Genomic DNA, 14,967 nt, shown 5'->3' with positions numbered 1-14,967 from the left:
CGCCCTCAGTCCTGGCCGGCCGTGTCCGCCCGGCCGGCCAAGTCCACGGCTGCCAGCAGCAGCGTGTTGGCGCCGTGCTCGATGTCGTCCATGGGGGTGAACTCTTCCTCGCAGTGGCTGCGGCCGTCGTGCGAGGGCACGAAGATCATCCCAGCCGGCGCGATCGCCGCCATGTACTGGGCATCGTGGCCGGCGCCCGAGCGGATGCGCCGGTAGCGGGCGCCGGCGGCCCTGGCCGCGCGCTCCACCACGGTGACGACACCCGGATCGAACGCCGTGTAGGGCACCTGCCAGTAGTGCTCGAGCTCCCAGCGCACGCCCTCGCGTTCGCAAGCCTCCTTCACCAGGCGATCGAGCATCGGCCGGGCGCGGGCCAGCGTTTCGTCACGCGGGTCCCGGATGTCGATCGACAGCACCACGCGGCCGGGAATCGCGTTGACGATATTGGGCTGCACGGTGAGGTTGCCGACGGTCGTCACCGTGTCGGGCCCGAGATCCTTGGCCAGCCGACGGACGCCGGTGATCACCTCCGCGGCAGCCACCAGGGCGTCGTGGCGGCTGCGCATCGGGGTGGGGCCGGCGTGGTCCTGCACCCCGTGGACAGTCAGGCGCGACCACGAGATGGCCACGATGCCTTCCACCACGCCGACCGACAGGCCCTCTTCTTCGAGGAAGGGGCCCTGTTCGATGTGCAGCTCGAGATAGGCCCGCAGGGGTCGCGCCACGCAGGGCTCGGATCCCAGGTAGCCGATCCGCTCCAGCTCGTCCAGGAGGCGCCGGCCGTCCTTGTCGCGGGCGTTGTAGGCGTCCTCCAGCGAGATCTTGCCGGCCATGACGCCGCTGGCGATCATGGCCGGCTGAAAGCGGGCGCCCTCCTCGTTGGTGAAGATCGCCAGCGTCACCGGATGGCGCGTGCGCACCCCGTGCTGGTCGAGGGCGCGGATCACCTCCAGCCCGCACAGCACGCCCAGCTGACCGTCGTACTTGCCGCCGGTCGGCACCGAGTCCACGTGGGAGCCGATGACGACGGGCGGCAGCGCGCCCGCGCCGGGGCGCTCGCCGAAGATGTTGCCCATCTGATCGACGGTCACGCTCAGCCGGGCCTCCCGCATCCACGCCACCATCTGGTCGCGGGCCCGCTTGTCGTCGTCGCTGAGCGCCAGGCGGGTGAGGCCGCCCCGCGCGGTTTCGCCGATGCGGCCCAGCGTCTGGATGGAGTGCTCGAGGCGGCTTCGCTCGATCTTCATCTGACAGTCCTATAACGCAACCAGGCCGTCGCGTCCAGGATCGCCGATCGTCCGGTGCCGCGGCACCACCAGATCGCCGAAGCGCTCGGTGAGCCGCAGGTGGTGTTCCCGGGCCGTCACGGCGGCGGCGATCGCGTCGCGCTCGTCCTGGTTGAGACGGCCAGGGACGCCCGCGAGGGGCAGGTCGCGGAGGGCGGCCCCGGACCATGCCGTTCGCGAGGCGCGGCGCGGCCCGTGCCAGCGGGTCCACGAGGCTGTGGGGAAGCACTCGACCGCGGCGAGGCCGGCGGCCTGCAGCGCCCGGTACAGGGCGAAGCCATTCAGGATCCACGCGTAATAGCGATTGGACTGCAAGGTCCCCCGGTCCGGCGTGAAGCGCAAGCCGCAGATTCCCGCCCGCGCGAACTCGCGTTCGCAGGGCCGAGACCGTTCGCCGGCCGGCGCCGGCCGGCGGGGGCTGTCGACGGCGACGAGGCGCGGCGCCCAGAATGCGAGCCGGCGCACCGCCTGGGCGACGCTCGGGCACCGCTCGGGGCCGCCGACCAGCCGACGGTCGTCGACGAGCGCCAGGTGGAAACCTTTGGCCGCGGCCCCCACGTCCACGCCCGCCCACACGCGCCGGCGCGTGATCACAGACCCAGGTAGGCGCGCCTGAGGCGGTCGTCGCGCAGCAGGTCGCGGGCCGGACCGTCGAGGACGAGGCGCCCGCTCTCCAGCACGCAAGCCCGGTGGGCGACCGTCAAGGCCTGGCGCACGTTCTGCTCGACCAGCAGCACGGTCATCCCGTCGGCGTTGATGGTGCGGACGGTCTCGAAGATCTGCCGGACCAGCAACGGGGCCAGGCCCAGCGTCGGCTCGTCGAGCATCAGGAGGCGGGGCCGGGCCATGAGGGCGCGGCCGATGGCGCACATCTGCTGCTCGCCACCCGAGAGCGAGCCGGCCAGCTGCCCCCGGCGCTCGGCCAGGACGGGAAACAGCGCGAACACGTAATCCAGGGCGCGGCCACGCTCGGGCCGGGCGCGCTCGGGGTGAGCGCCGAGCAAGAGGTTCTCCATCACCGACATGAAGGGGAACAGCCGGCGCCCTTCGGGCACCTGTACGATGCCCAGGTCCACGCGGCGGTGAGCGGCCACCCGGGCCAGGTCGTCCCCCCCGAACAGCACACGACCGCGCGGCGGTGCCAGCAGGCCCGAGATGACGCGGATCGTCGTCGTCTTGCCGGCGGCGTTGGCGCCGACCAGCGCGACGATCTCCCGGTCCCGCACTTCCAGGGAGACCCCGAAGAGCGCCTGCAGATCGCCGTAGAAGGCGTCGACCGCTTCAAGCTTGAGCAAGCACGAACTCCTCGCCGAGATACGCATCGATCACCCGGCGATCGCTGGCGATCTGCGCCGGGGGGCCTTCGGCGATCAGCTCGCCGTGGTGAAGGACGGCGATGCGCTGGGCCAGGCGCATCATCGCCGCCATGATGTGCTCGATCACGAGCAGCGTGAGGCCCTGGGCGTGCAGGCCCCGGATGAGATCGACCATGGCGGCCAGCTCGGTCGGATTGAGGCCGGCCATCACCTCATCGAGCAGGAGCAGCCGGGGCCGCGTGGCCAGGGCCCGCGCCACCTCCAGCCGCTTGCGCAGCCCGACCGGCAGCGCCTTGGCGCGTGTCGTCGTGTACGCAGCCAGCCCGCACGTCTCGACGACCCGTTCGGCGTCGACGCGGGCGGCGCGGACGGAGGTCACCTTGGTGAGCGAGCCGATCATGACGTTGTCGAGGACGGACAGGTTGCCGAAGGGCTTGACGATCTGAAACGTGCGAGTGAGTCCGCTCTGACAGATGAGGTGGGGCGGCTGGCCGGTGATGTCCCGCTCCTCGAACAGCACGCGTCCCCCGTCGGGCGGGTGGTACCCAGCGATGACGTTGAAGAGGGTGGTCTTGCCGGCCCCGTTGGGGCCGATGACGCCCACGAGCTCGCCGGAGCCGACGGCCAGCGTGACCTGCCTCACAGCGGTGAGCCCCCCGAAGCGTTTGGTCACCCCCTCGAGCTTGAGCATCGCTCGTCATGTCCTTTCAGGCCTAAGCCCGCGCCGGCCGGGCCCGGAGGCGGGCGGCCAGCCCCGCCAGCCCTTCGGGAACGAAGCGAACGACGAGGATCAGGACGCACCCGTAGAAGACGAGGTAGATGCCGGCGAAGCCCGTCTTCACGCCGGAAAAGGTCGCGCGCAGGTACGTCTCGATCGTGGTGATGAGGAGCGAGCCCAGGAACGGGCCGAGCGCGGTGCCCAGACCGCCGATGATGGCGTTCAGCGCGAACCGGATGGAGAGGTCGACGGAGAAGACGTAGTACGGATCCACGAAGCCCACGTACTGCGCCCACAGCGTTCCCACCATCGCCGTCATGGCCGCGCTCAGCGTGACGGCAAAGATTTTTAGTCGCCGGCTCGGGATGCCGAGGGCCTGGGCGGCGTCTTCGTCTTCGCGCACGCCGGCCAGCTGGTAGCCGATACGCGAGCGTTCGAAGTACCGCTGTACGGCGTAGTACAGGATGGCCAGCGCCAGAGCCAGATACACCCAGGCCACATGATCCAGCCCGAGCGTCCAGAAGCCGGGCCGAAAGGGCACCGGGATGCCCTCGGACCCGGCGGTGAAGCCGCGCCATCGACTGACCAGGATCAGCAGCACCTGCGAGAACGCAATGGTCGACAGTGCGAAGTACGGCCCGCGCAGGCGGTTCGACAGGTAGCCGATCAGCGCGCCGGCGACCAGGGAGACGAGTACCCCCACCAGCATGCCGAGCCACGGGCTCTGCTGCCATCGGGTGGAGAGCAGGGCCGCCGAGTAGGCGCCGATCCCGAAAAACGCGGAGTGGCCGAGCGAGACCTGGCCGGCGTAGCCGCCGGCGACGTTCCAGGCGGCGGAGATGGCGCCCCACAAGAGGACGAGGACCAGCGCGTCGAGGAAGAAGGCATCGTGCACCACCAGCGGCGTGACCCCGGCGACGACGACGAGCAGCGCGGGGCCCCACCGCCCGAGACGCGGGGCGCCCATCACGCGCCCAGCATCTCGGCGCCCCGCTGGCCGAAGAGCCCGGCCGGGCGGAACACGAGCACGGCGATGAACAGGACAAAATAGAAGACCTCTTTCCAGGCGGCGCCGAAGAAGTACGAGCCCACCACCTCCACGCCGGCCACGATGAGGCTGCCCAGCAGGGCGCCGACCATGTCGCCCAGGCCACCCAGGACGACCACCACGTAGGCCAGGAGCACGAACTGCAAGCCCGCGGTCGGGTAGGCGGCATAGAGGGGGGAGACGAGCACCCCGGCGGCGCCCACGCAGGCGATGCCGATGGCGAAGGTGACGCGGTACACGCGATCGGTGTCGATCCCCATGAGCGTGGCCGCTTCCCCGTCCTGAGCGGTGGCCCGGATGACCCGGCCGGCCGCCGTCCACTTCATGAAGGCGAACAGGGCGAGGGTGAGGGCCATCGATGCCGCGAAGGCGACCACCTGGGAGAGGTTGAAGGCCGCGCTGCCGATGCGGACCACGACCGCGGCGTGCCACGGACGAAGTACCTGGTAGTCGCCCGTCCACAGGACGAGGGCGAGGTTCTGGAGCGCGATGGACAGCCCGACCGTCGTGAAGATCTGCACGTTATGCGAGGCGTGGATGATGCCCCGCATGACGAGGGCGTAGGTCAGCAGGCCGATGAGGAAGAAGAGCGGAATGGCCACCACCACCATGAACCAGGGGTCGATGGACCACAGGGTGAACGACCAGAAGGCCAGGTACATGCCGAGCATGAGGAACTCGCCGTGAGCGAAGTTCACCACGCGCATGATCCCGAAGATCAGGGTGAGCCCGACGGCGATCAACGCATAGATGCTCCCTAACAGGACCGTGGCGACGCCGAGCTGGGCGAGGACGCCTATTATTTCCGCTGGCCCCAGGCGGGCAGGGGAATCCACTTGGCCCGCAGGGTGGTGAACTCCTCCGGCCACACGGTGACGAGGCGGCCGTCCTGCCACTGCAGCATGTAGTGCTGTACGCGCTCGTTGGCGTTCTGCCCCACCTCGCTGAACTTCACGCCCCAGCCGTTGATCATCGACCCGACCGGCAGATCCAGCGAGAGGACCGTCTTCCGGAAGGTCTCGGGATCGTCAGTGCGGGCGCGGTCGAGGACGAGCTTGAGCAGCCAGAGGCCGCCGCCGGCGAGCTGGTGGCCACCTTGCGGATAGGAGCCGGTGCGTTTCTGTACGGCCTCACGGTACTCCTGCTCCAGCTTCCGCCCCTCCGGCCGGAGGGACTCGATGCGGAAGCCCGGCCCCGGCTCCAGCAGGGCGAAGGGCCCGTTGGCGTCGGCCCCGTGAGCCTTGCCGAAATCGGGAGAGCCGTAGCCGGTGGCCCCAGCGTGCACCAGCGCCTTGAAGAGGAAGCTCTGCTCGCGCGCCTGCCGCCAGAACAGGATCGCGTCGTTGTTGTAGGCGACGTGATGGAGGACGTCGGGGTTGGCCTGCTTGAACTTGACGATGACCGGGGTGAAGTCGTTGATGGTCCGGAAGTTGTAATACTCCAGCCCCACCTCCTGCATCCCGAATTCTTGCTTGGCTCGCTGCCGCGCCGACTCGGTGACGCCCTGCCCGTACGAGGAGTCCTCGCTGAGGAAGGCGATCTTGAGCTGATTCGGTCGGAGGTTCAGGCGGGGGGCCAGGTGCTTGGCGATGAACTCGACGTTGTACCAGCCGAAGCCGGTGGCGTCGATTTCGGTCCGGAAGGCGGTCTTGAGATTGCGCTTGCTGAAGCGCGGATCGACGCACGAGGTTTCCCAGTAGATGACGTTGTGCCGGGCGGCCGCCTCGCTGGCCGCGCCGCACAGCGTGGAGGAGAAGGTCCCCGTGATGATCTTCACCCCTTCGCGGGTGATGAGGCGGTTGGCCTCGCTGGCCGCCGCGGTGGGGTCGGGGGCGTCGCCCACGGCGAAGACGAGCCGCTTGCCCATCACCCCGCCCCGCTCGTTGATCATGTCCCGCACGATCTCGAAGCCCTCCAGGTGGCGCTTGCCCTCGCCGGCCAGCGGTCCGGTCAGGGGTTCGAGGACGCCGATCTTGTACTCGCCGGCCAGCGGCTGGGCCTGGCTCCCGCTGAGCAGGACGACGACCGAGAGGACGAGCAGGCTGGCGGTGACGCCGACGACACGGTGGCGCATGGGTGACCTCCCCCCGATGGCGAGAGAACGGTGCGGATGACGCCTGCGTTCTAGCACCGGGTCACGGAAGGTGTCAAGCGACCACATGCTAGACTCGACGGCGTGAGCGACGATCACGGACAGCGGCTGTTGGCCCCGCACACCATCCGGTTCTGTCCGCTCTGTGCCGCGCCGCTGGCGCGGGAGGCGGTCCCGCCCGACCAGCGGGAGCAGGCGGTGTGCTCGGCCTGCCGCTTCGTGTTCTATCTCAATCCCAAGGTCGTCGCCGGCACCATCCTCGAACAGGATGGCCGGATCCTCCTCACCCGTCGCGCCATCAACCCGGGGCGCGGTTTGTGGACCTTCCCGGGCGGCTTCGTCGACTTCGGCGAGACGGCGACGGACGCGGCCCTGCGCGAGACGTTCGAGGAGACCGGGCTCCGGGCCGAGCTCACGGGGCTGCTGAACGTCTATTCCTATCCGGCCGCTCCCGTGATCATCGTCTACCAGGCCCGAGTCACGGGAGGTACCCTGACCGCCTGTAACGAGAACGACGCGCTCGAGTGGATGAAGCCGTCGGAGATTCCCTGGACGGCCCTGGCCTTTCCCTCGACGCGTGACGCGTTGCGCGAGTGGGTCGCCTCCCGCGGCGAGGTTCCCGGCGGTTAAACTGGTGCGCCCTTAAGGGGCGCGACGACCCCCTCCGAATCCTCCCCCAGGACCGGAGGCGCCAGCGGAGCCGGCGCTCGAAGGGCCACTACAGCCGGGAGGGGAGGGTGAGGGTGGCGCGGCCGGTCACCACTTTCTCGCCCCGCTGATTCTCGGCCCAGACATCCAGCTCCACCAGGTGCTGGTCGTCCTTGGACTGCTTGGCCAGCACGCGCCCCCGGCACGTCACGGTGTCCTTGAGCCTCACCAGCGCGGTGAAGCGGACGCCCAGCTTGCGCACGGTGCCGGGCCCGGCCCAGTCGGTGAGGGCCTGGGCCACGAAGCCCATCGAGAGCATGCCGTGAGCGAAGACGCCGCTCATGCCGGCCGCGCGGGCGAACTCCTCGTCCTGGTGGATCGGGTTGAAATCCCCGGACGCGCCGGCGTAGCGGGTGAGCTGGATCTGCTGGATCGGGCCCTTGACGAGCGGCGGCGTGTCGGCGCCCACCGCCACGTCCTCGAAGTAGAGCCGGGCGAACTTCACAGCCGCACCACCGTGACCTGTCGCATGGTCGCCACGATCTCGTTGTCGCGGTCGGTCACGTTCATCTCTCGCACCACGAATCCCAGGGGACCGCTGCGCCCGGGCTTCTCGTAGACGTCGACGACCCGCGTCCGGCAGAGCAGGGTCTCGCCCGGCGTGATGGGGCGAACCTGCTCGAATTCCTGCTCGCCGTGGAGCACCCGGCCGATGTCCACGCCGAGGTCGCGGAGCACGGCGGTCGAATCGGCGGCCTCCGAGCGGAAGATGATGGGAAAGGTCGGGGGCGCGATGATGTCGCCCCACGGCGAGGCCCGCCCCGCCTCGTCGTCGAGGTAGAAGGGGTTGAGATCGCCGATGGCTCGCGCGAACTCCTTGATCTTCCCGCGCTCCACGGTGAATGCAAAGGGCGGGTACTCCTTGCCGATGATGGCGGTGGCGAGGGCGACGGCCATCAGGCCCGGCCTTTCTGCATGACCCGGTCCAGGAATACTGAGAGATCGCGCACGAAGAAGCGCTCGTGCTTGCCTTCCGCGATCTTCTCCCGGTCGTCCCACGCCTCGACCGAGAAGAGGAACCGCCGTCCGTCGGCTTGGAGCAGGGTGGCCCGGGCCCGCACTCGCATGCCGACGGGCGTGGCGGCGAGGTGGCGCATCTCCACCATGGTGCCCACGGTCGCCGCGCCCGCCGGCAGATGCGGCTCGAGCACGGCGCCGGCGGCGTCCTCCAGCAGTCCGACGACGAATGGCGTGGCCAAGACGTGGACGCCTCGGTTGCCCATGGCGTCGGCCGTGCGATCGGGCGTCACCGTGACGGCCACCTCGGCGTTGGCGCCGGCCTTCAGGTCCATGGCGCGCCCCTTTTACCGCGAGACGAGGAGGAACCGCAAGCCCATGAGCACCAGGAAGACCTCGAGAATGGCCAGGAAGGTGCGATCGCTCATGCGGTCGAGCAGGCCGCGGCCGAGCCAGGCGCCCACGAACATGACCGCCCCCAGCACCAGGCCCACCGTCACGGTTTCCCAGGTGATCAGGGCGAAGCCGGCGAAGGTCAGCCCGCGGGCCACGTGCATCCCCAGGGCGCACACGGACTCGGTGCCGATGTAGGCCCCGCGCCGGAGGCCGTAGGCCAGAAAGAACGGGGAGGCGACGGGACCGGTGGCCACCACGATTCCGGACAGCGTGCCGACCAGAGCGCCGACCACGGGGAAGTGGCGCAGCCGCACGGTGACGCTTCGGTTGAGCAGCAGGCGCCGCAACGGCACCGAGGCGATGAGGAAAGCGCCCATGATCCACCGCAACGACTCTCCGGGGGCGCCCGCGTAGAACACCACGCCAAGAGCGGTGGCGGGCATGGCGCCGGCCAGGAAGCGGAACGCCACGCCGGGGTGCACCTCGCGCCGGCTCCACCAGATCCGCGAGATGTTGCCCAGCAGCATGGCGACGGTGAGCACGGGCGCGGCGGCGCGGACGCCCACCGCCCAGACCAGCAGGGGAAGCAAGATGAGCCCGGCGCCGAATCCGGCGACGCCCCCGATGACCGAGCCGAGCGCCGCACCGCCGAGCAGGAGGGCCCAGCCGAACGGGTCAGGCATCGCGTGTCCGCACTCGTGCCATCATACGCGATGTGGGCAAAGCGCTGGCGGGGGCGGGCGCCTTCGTGGTCTCGCTCGACTCCACCGTGAACATCGCCTTTCCGGCGATGGCCGCCGCCTTCGCCGTTCCTGCCGAGCGGATCCGCTGGGTGGTCATCAGCTACGTGCTCACCTACGCCCTGGTGTCGTTCTTCGGCGGGGCACTGGGGGATCGCGTCGGACACCGTCCCGTGTTCCTGGCCGGCTTGGGGTTGAGCGCGCTGAGCTTCGTCGTTTGCGGCACGGCGGCCAGCTTCGCGGCGCTCCTGGGGGGACGCGTGCTCCAGGGGCTCGCGGGCGGCCTGGTCTACGGCACCACGCCCGCGCTGGTCACGTTCGCCGCCGCGCCCGACACGCGTGGCCGAGCGCTGGGGTTTCTCAACGCGGCGATCGGGCTGGGCTTCGCCCTGGGGCCGCTCATCGCGGGCCTGGTCGTGGACCGCTGGGGCTGGGCATCGGTGTTCTACCTGCGAGCGCCCCTGGCCCTGGCCGTGCTGGGCTGGGCAATGGCGGCGGCGCCAGCGACCACGGGCCGTGTCGGGGCTCCGCTGATCCCGCTGCGTGAGGTCGCACGCGCAGGTGTCCTCGGCACCGGCGTCCTGGCTTTCCTGGCCCAGGCCGGCATATTCGCCATCTGGTTGTTCGGCCCGTTCGATCTGCTCGAGCGCCGCGGGCTGGGCGCCCTGTACGGGGGCGCGCTGTTCATGCTGATGCCGATGGGCACCGCGCTGGCCGCGACGCCCGCGGGCCGGCTCGCCGATCGGGTCGGTCCCTGGGCGCCGATGGCGGCCGGGCTCGCTCTGGAGTCGGCGGGACTGCTGGTGCTGTCGGCCGCCGGCCCGACGACGTCTTCCGCGCTGCTGGCGGCAGCGCTTCTCGCCGCCGGTCTGGGCGTCGGCCTCTTTCAGGCCCCCAACATGACGGCGCTGATGGCGCAGTTTCCAGCCGGGCAGCAGGGCGTTGCCGGCGGCTTCGCCTTTCTGGCCCGTACGCTCGGAACGGTGGGCGGTGTGGCGACGCTGGCCTACGTGTTCGCGGTGGCGCGCGCGGCGGCCGGCTTCGACACCGCCTTCGCGCGAGCCTATCTGACGGCCGCGACGGCCGTGGGGCTGGCTGCCGTGGCCGCCCTGATCGTCGTCGTGGCGAGGAGAGGGCGAACGGCGTGAAGCGACGCGTTGACAGGGTCGCGCCCGGCCGGTAGCGTGGGCTTCGCCGACGCGGTCATTGCACGATCCTTGGGCGGCACCCGTGGCAGGAGTTGCAAGCGTGAGCGAATCACGGCAAGTGGCGCAGCATGCTCCGGTCGGTCTTGCCCAAGCCGACGCCCACGGATCGCTCACCTACGTCAACGATCAATGGTTCGCCATCACCGGGCTGCCGGCCGACCAGGCGTTGGGCACGGGGTGGGCGGCTGCCGTCCATCCCGACGACCGGGATCGCATCCTCAAGGCCTGGCAGCAGGCCTTCGACGAGCGACGGGAGTTCGCCGCCGAGTTCCGTGTGCGGCGTCCGGACGGGGAAGCGCGATGGGTCATCGGGCATGCCCGTCCCGAGCCGTCGGAGGACGGGCTTCCCGGACGATGGGTCGGGGCCATCGTCGATGTCACCGAGCGCAAGCGCCTGGAGCAGCGCCTGGGCGAGCAGCTGTTCGACGCTCAGGAGAGCGAGCGACGGGCCCTGGCTCGTGAGTTGCATGACCACGTGGGCCAGGAGCTGACGGCTCTCAAGATGCTCCTCAGGCTGGCCCAGCGCGATTCCACTGCCCGGGAGCACGTCTTGAAGGAGGCCGGCGAGCTCGTCGACGAGCTGGTGTGGCGTGTCCGGGGCCTTTCGCTCGACCTGCGGCCCACCGTCCTGGACGACCTCGGCCTGCGCGCGGCGCTCGAGGCCTATTTCGAGCGCTACACCGCGCGCACCAACATCGGCGTCCGGTTCGAGCACGGAGGACTGGAGGCCCGCCTGCCGCACCGGGTGGAAACGGCGGCCTACCGGATCGTCCAGGAGGCGCTGACCAATGTCACCCGCCACTCCCGGGGCCGTCACGTCTCGGTCCGCGTCGTGAAGGGTGGCACGATGCTCGTGGTGCAGATCGAGGACCAGGGAGCGGGGTTCGCCGTGGAAACGGCGCTGGCCTCCGGGGCCTCGTCGGGCCTCTCGGGGATGCGCGAGCGAGCCGACCTGCTGGGTGGCCACCTCACCATCGAGTCCCAGCCGGGCCAGGGGACGATGGTGACGGGCTGGCTTCCGGTGAACAGGACGGAGCAGGGGCACGGTGCGGCATGACGACCATCGTGCTCGCCGACGATCACCCCGTCGTGCGGCGGGGGCTCAGGTCCCTGCTGGAAGGCGAGGCCGACCTCCAGGTCATCGGAGAAGCCGGTGACGGCATCGAGGCGGTGCGCCTCACCGAGCGCCTGAAACCCGACGTCATCCTGGTGGATCTCATGATGCCCGGGATGACGGGGCTCGAAGTGACCCGGCAGATTGTGAGCCGCGTGCCGCGGACGCAGGTCGTCGTCCTGTCCATGTACGACAGCGACGCCTACGTGCGGGAGGCGGTCCGCGGGGGGGCCAGCGGCTACGTGCTCAAGGAGGCGAGCCCCAGCGACCTCGTCGACGCCATCCGGGCCGTCGCCACCGGACACCGTTACCTCAGCCCCACCCTCTCCCAGCGGGCGGTCGAGGCCTACGTGGAAGGCGCCCGGGCCGCTGCGCCGGCGCCACACGAGACGCTCAGCACTCGTGAGCGCGAGGTGCTCAAGCTGGCGGCCGAGGGCCGCACGAGCCAGGAGATCGCCGAGCGCCTGTATTTGAGCCCTCGGACCGTGGAGACACATCGAGCCAGTCTGCTGCGCAAGCTCGGCCTCCGGAGCCAGACGGACCTGATCCGCTACGCGATCCGCCAGGGAATCCTATCCGCCGACTGAGCGGCCGGCCGGCTACGCACCCGCGTAGGGCCCGACTCCGGAATCACGTACGACTACGCATTGCCGGTCGGAGCCGGCGTGTCTAGGGTAGAGCTTCGACGGAACCGACAGCGAAGGGTGCTGTCTCCGTAGGAGGACAGCGGACATGGGCCGAGTTGGACCGGGATTCGCCGAAATCATCCGAAAGCACGAGGGGGACCTGCTCAACCTGTGGATCAAGGAGCAACTGGCCAGCTCCTCATTGCGTTCGGACCGCATGAACGAGGCCGAGCAGCGCGAGCAGTCGCGCCATTTCCTGGCCGCGTTCCGCGAGGCCGTGGAGCGCGGCGGGAGTTCCGACGTCGCCGACCCGGTCTGGAGCGACGTCCGGGGGCTGCTGGCCGAGGCCTCCAGCCAGCGGGCCAAGCACGGATTCACGCCGGCGGAGACCGCGACCTTCGTCTTCTCCCTGAAGCAGCCGGTGTTCGCGCGTCTGCGCCAGGAATACGCGGGGTCGCCTGAGATGCTGGTCGACGAGATCTGGGCCGCCACGCTGGTACTCGATCGGCTCGGACTCTACACGATGGAAGTCTTCCAGAAGAATCGCGAGGACATCATCCTCCGGCAGCAGCAGGAGCTGCTGGAGCTGTCCACGCCGGTCGTGCAGCTGTGGGATGGGATCGTGGCCCTGCCGTTGATCGGCACGCTGGACAGCGCCCGGACCCAGGTGGTCATGGAGACGCTCCTGCAGCGCATCGTCGAGACGGGCGCCGCCATCGCCATCATCGATATCACCGGGGTGCCGACCGTCGACACGCTGGTGGCCCAGCACCTGTTGAAGACCGTCGCCGCGGCCCGGCTCATGGGCGCCGACTGCATCATCAGCGGGATCAGGCCCCAGATCGCCCAGACCATCGTCCATCTCGGGGTGGAGCTGGGCGCGGTGATCACCAAGGCCACGCTGGCCGACGCCTTCGCGGTGGCGCTGCAGAAAACGGGCGCGCCGATGTCGCGCCAGGGCTCCCGCTGAGCGGAGCGCAGCATGGAACGTATTCCGATCCTCAAAATGGGCGAGTTTCTGCTCGTGTCGATTCAGGTCGACATGCACGATCGCCTGGCCATGACGCTGCAGGACGACCTCACGGACCGCATCGTGAAGACACGGGCCCGGGGAGTGCTCATCGACATCTCGTCGCTCGAGGTGGTGGACTCGTTCATCGGGCGCATGCTCGCCAACATCGCGGGGATGTCCCGAGTCCTCGACGCCCAGACCGTCGTCGTCGGCATGCAGCCGGCCGTGGCCATCACGCTCGTGGAGCTGGGGCTCCAGCTGCCCGGCGTGCGGACCGCCCTCAACGTCGAGAAGGGCATGGAGCTGCTGCGCGCGAACGGGCGGGGTCGTGCTCAGGAGTGACAGCCGCCCCATCCGGTCCTCGGACGACATCGTCGCGGTTCGCCAGCAAGTGAGGCAATGGGCGGTGGATCTGCAATTCTCGCTGGTCGATCAGACCAAGCTGGTCACCGCGGCCAGCGAGCTGGCCCGGAACACGCTCGATCACGGCGGGGGAGGCCGCGTCGATCTGCAGGCGCTGGCCGAGGGGACCCGGCGGGGCCTGCGGCTCATCTTCGAGGACAAGGGGCCGGGAATCGGGGACATCGAGCTTGCCCTCAAGGACGGGTACACGACGGGCGGGGGCCTGGGGCTCGGCCTGGGGGGCGCCCGAAGGCTGTGCAACGAATTCGAGATCGTGTCGCGGCGCGGTGAAGGCACGCGGGTGACGGTGACCAAGTGGAGATGACGGCCGGCCGGGGCGCCACCCGCCAGTTTGCCGTCATGGACCCGAGCCAGCCCGGGGAGGCTCGCCGGGCCGCCCAGGAGCTGGCCCTCCGACTGGGGTTCGACGCCGAGCATGCCGGCCGGGTGGCGCTGGTAGTCACGGAGCTGGGTAGCAATCTCCTGAAGCACGCGGGCGGCGGCGAGCTGCTGCTCCAGACGCTGGACGAGGACGGTTGCTGCGGCGTGGGAGTATCAGCGGTGGACCGCGGACCGGGCATCGCCAACCTGGCCGAGTCGCTGCGCGACGGCGCCTCGACCGCGGGGACGCCGGGGACCGGTCTTGGCGCGGTCCGCCGGCTCAGCGACCGTTTCGACCTGTATTCGCTGGCCGCCGCCGGCACGGCGATCGTGGTCCAGCTCTGGGGCAAGAGGAAGCCCACGCGGCCCGCCGGGCCGAGGCTGGACGTCGGGACCGTGTGTGTCGCCAAGGCCGGGGAGGACGTCGCTGGCGACGACTGGATGGTGGAGCGGCTCGGCTTGCGGAGCATCATCGCCGTCGCCGACGGTCTCGGGCATGGTCCCCTGGCGGGTGAGGCCGCCTGGACGGCGATGCGACTGGTCCGTCGGCATACCGGTGACGGACCGCGGAGCTGGGTCGCCGCGGCCCATGCCGGGCTCAAGGGCACCCGGGGAGGCGCCCTGGCCGTCGCCGAGGTCGATCTCGGCCGCAGCGTGGTCCGGTTCTGCGGGCTCGGCAACATCTCGGCCGTCATCGTCGGCGACGAGGGTGTTCGCCGGCTGGTCTCCCAGAACGGGACGGCGGGACACTCCGCCGGACGGATCGACGAGTTCAGTTATCCGTGGCCGCCCGGCGGCCTGCTCGTGCTGCATTCGGACGGCCTGGCCACCCACTGGGACCTCGAGCGCTACCCGGGGCTGGCCCGGCGTCACCCCGGCCTGATCGCCGGTGTGCTCTACCGTGACTTCACCCGCGGCCGCGACGACGTGACGGTCATCGTGGCCCGCGAGTCGTCGGAGTAA

At 70.0% G+C, this 14,967-nt stretch carries 19 protein-coding genes; 8 read left to right on the top strand and 11 right to left on the bottom strand.

The features are described 5' to 3' along the window. Positions 1–5 precede the first annotated feature (5 nt). From VFR64_16160 to VFR64_16130, 7 genes are read right to left on the bottom strand one after another with little or no spacing between them, the layout of a single operon-like run. Positions 6–1,247 carry a Zn-dependent hydrolase gene (locus tag VFR64_16160; GenBank protein ID HET9491274.1) on the bottom strand — a complete coding sequence of 414 codons (1,242 nt, stop codon included), beginning with the start codon at positions 1,245–1,247 and terminating at the stop codon, positions 6–8. A 9-nt stretch (positions 1,248–1,256) separates the two neighbouring features. Then, positions 1,257–1,880, bottom strand: a complete 624-nt coding sequence (locus tag VFR64_16155) for a hypothetical protein (protein HET9491273.1) — start codon at positions 1,878–1,880, stop codon at positions 1,257–1,259. Continuing rightward, complete coding sequence (locus VFR64_16150; GenBank protein HET9491272.1) at positions 1,877–2,581, bottom strand: ABC transporter ATP-binding protein; 705 nt, start codon at positions 2,579–2,581, stop codon at positions 1,877–1,879. Before VFR64_16150 ends, VFR64_16155 begins: the two co-directional genes overlap by 4 nt. Continuing rightward, positions 2,568–3,293, bottom strand: coding sequence for an ABC transporter ATP-binding protein (locus VFR64_16145; GenBank protein ID HET9491271.1), 726 nt, complete (start codon positions 3,291–3,293; stop codon positions 2,568–2,570). The genes VFR64_16150 and VFR64_16145 overlap by 14 nt, the downstream gene beginning before the upstream one ends. 22 nt (positions 3,294–3,315) lie before the next feature. Beyond that, entirely contained in the window at positions 3,316–4,287 is a 972-nt protein-coding gene (locus VFR64_16140; GenBank protein HET9491270.1) for a branched-chain amino acid ABC transporter permease, read from the bottom strand. Continuing rightward, positions 4,287–5,204 carry a branched-chain amino acid ABC transporter permease gene (locus VFR64_16135; protein HET9491269.1) on the bottom strand — a complete coding sequence of 306 codons (918 nt, stop codon included), beginning with the start codon at positions 5,202–5,204 and terminating at the stop codon, positions 4,287–4,289. The genes VFR64_16140 and VFR64_16135 overlap by 1 nt, the downstream gene beginning before the upstream one ends. Next, positions 5,168–6,442, bottom strand: coding sequence for an ABC transporter substrate-binding protein (locus VFR64_16130; protein HET9491268.1), 1,275 nt, complete (start codon positions 6,440–6,442; stop codon positions 5,168–5,170). Before VFR64_16130 ends, VFR64_16135 begins: the two co-directional genes overlap by 37 nt. Before the next feature lie 102 nt (positions 6,443–6,544). Here VFR64_16130 and VFR64_16125 point away from each other — a divergent pair, with 102 nt between their 5' ends. Continuing rightward, positions 6,545–7,090, top strand: a complete 546-nt coding sequence (locus VFR64_16125) for an NUDIX hydrolase (GenBank protein ID HET9491267.1) — start codon at positions 6,545–6,547, stop codon at positions 7,088–7,090. An 88-nt stretch (positions 7,091–7,178) separates the two neighbouring features. Here VFR64_16125 and VFR64_16120 read toward each other — a convergent pair whose 3' ends face one another. The 4 genes from VFR64_16120 to VFR64_16105 are packed head-to-tail and all read right to left on the bottom strand — an operon-like array spanning position 7,179 to position 9,204. Continuing rightward, positions 7,179–7,613, bottom strand: coding sequence for a MaoC/PaaZ C-terminal domain-containing protein (locus VFR64_16120; protein HET9491266.1), 435 nt, complete (start codon positions 7,611–7,613; stop codon positions 7,179–7,181). Next, positions 7,610–8,065, bottom strand: coding sequence for a MaoC family dehydratase N-terminal domain-containing protein (locus tag VFR64_16115; GenBank protein HET9491265.1), 456 nt, complete (start codon positions 8,063–8,065; stop codon positions 7,610–7,612). The genes VFR64_16120 and VFR64_16115 overlap by 4 nt, the downstream gene beginning before the upstream one ends. Continuing rightward, positions 8,065–8,460, bottom strand: coding sequence for a thioesterase family protein (locus tag VFR64_16110; protein HET9491264.1), 396 nt, complete (start codon positions 8,458–8,460; stop codon positions 8,065–8,067). Before VFR64_16110 ends, VFR64_16115 begins: the two co-directional genes overlap by 1 nt. A gap of 12 nt (positions 8,461–8,472) precedes the next feature. Next, positions 8,473–9,204, bottom strand: coding sequence for a sulfite exporter TauE/SafE family protein (locus VFR64_16105; GenBank protein ID HET9491263.1), 732 nt, complete (start codon positions 9,202–9,204; stop codon positions 8,473–8,475). Positions 9,205–9,236: 32 nt separating this feature from the next. Between VFR64_16105 and VFR64_16100 the strand changes: the two genes are divergently transcribed. From VFR64_16100 to VFR64_16070, 7 genes are all read left to right on the top strand, one after another. Beyond that, entirely contained in the window at positions 9,237–10,409 is a 1,173-nt protein-coding gene (locus VFR64_16100) for an MFS transporter (GenBank protein HET9491262.1), read from the top strand. 100 nt (positions 10,410–10,509) lie between these two features. After that, positions 10,510–11,526 carry a PAS domain-containing sensor histidine kinase gene (locus tag VFR64_16095; protein ID HET9491261.1) on the top strand — a complete coding sequence of 339 codons (1,017 nt, stop codon included), beginning with the start codon at positions 10,510–10,512 and terminating at the stop codon, positions 11,524–11,526. Further along, positions 11,523–12,170 carry a response regulator transcription factor gene (locus tag VFR64_16090; protein ID HET9491260.1) on the top strand — a complete coding sequence of 216 codons (648 nt, stop codon included), beginning with the start codon at positions 11,523–11,525 and terminating at the stop codon, positions 12,168–12,170. Before VFR64_16095 ends, VFR64_16090 begins: the two co-directional genes overlap by 4 nt. A gap of 145 nt (positions 12,171–12,315) precedes the next feature. Further along, positions 12,316–13,179 (top strand): STAS domain-containing protein, encoded by an 864-nt coding sequence (locus VFR64_16085; GenBank protein HET9491259.1) that lies wholly within the window; start codon positions 12,316–12,318, stop codon positions 13,177–13,179. A 12-nt stretch (positions 13,180–13,191) separates the two neighbouring features. Further along, entirely contained in the window at positions 13,192–13,563 is a 372-nt protein-coding gene (locus VFR64_16080) for an STAS domain-containing protein (GenBank protein HET9491258.1), read from the top strand. Beyond that, positions 13,550–13,948, top strand: coding sequence for an anti-sigma regulatory factor (locus VFR64_16075; protein ID HET9491257.1), 399 nt, complete (start codon positions 13,550–13,552; stop codon positions 13,946–13,948). The genes VFR64_16080 and VFR64_16075 overlap by 14 nt, the downstream gene beginning before the upstream one ends. Continuing rightward, positions 13,945–14,967 carry an ATP-binding SpoIIE family protein phosphatase gene (locus tag VFR64_16070; protein ID HET9491256.1) on the top strand — a complete coding sequence of 341 codons (1,023 nt, stop codon included), beginning with the start codon at positions 13,945–13,947 and terminating at the stop codon, positions 14,965–14,967. The genes VFR64_16075 and VFR64_16070 overlap by 4 nt, the downstream gene beginning before the upstream one ends.

This window comes from Candidatus Methylomirabilota bacterium (assembly GCA_035709005.1).
GTDB lineage: Bacteria > Methylomirabilota > Methylomirabilia > Rokubacteriales > CSP1-6 > 40CM-4-69-5.
Note: the sequence above shows the minus strand (reverse complement) of the source record. Positions and strands in the feature narration are given on the sequence as shown.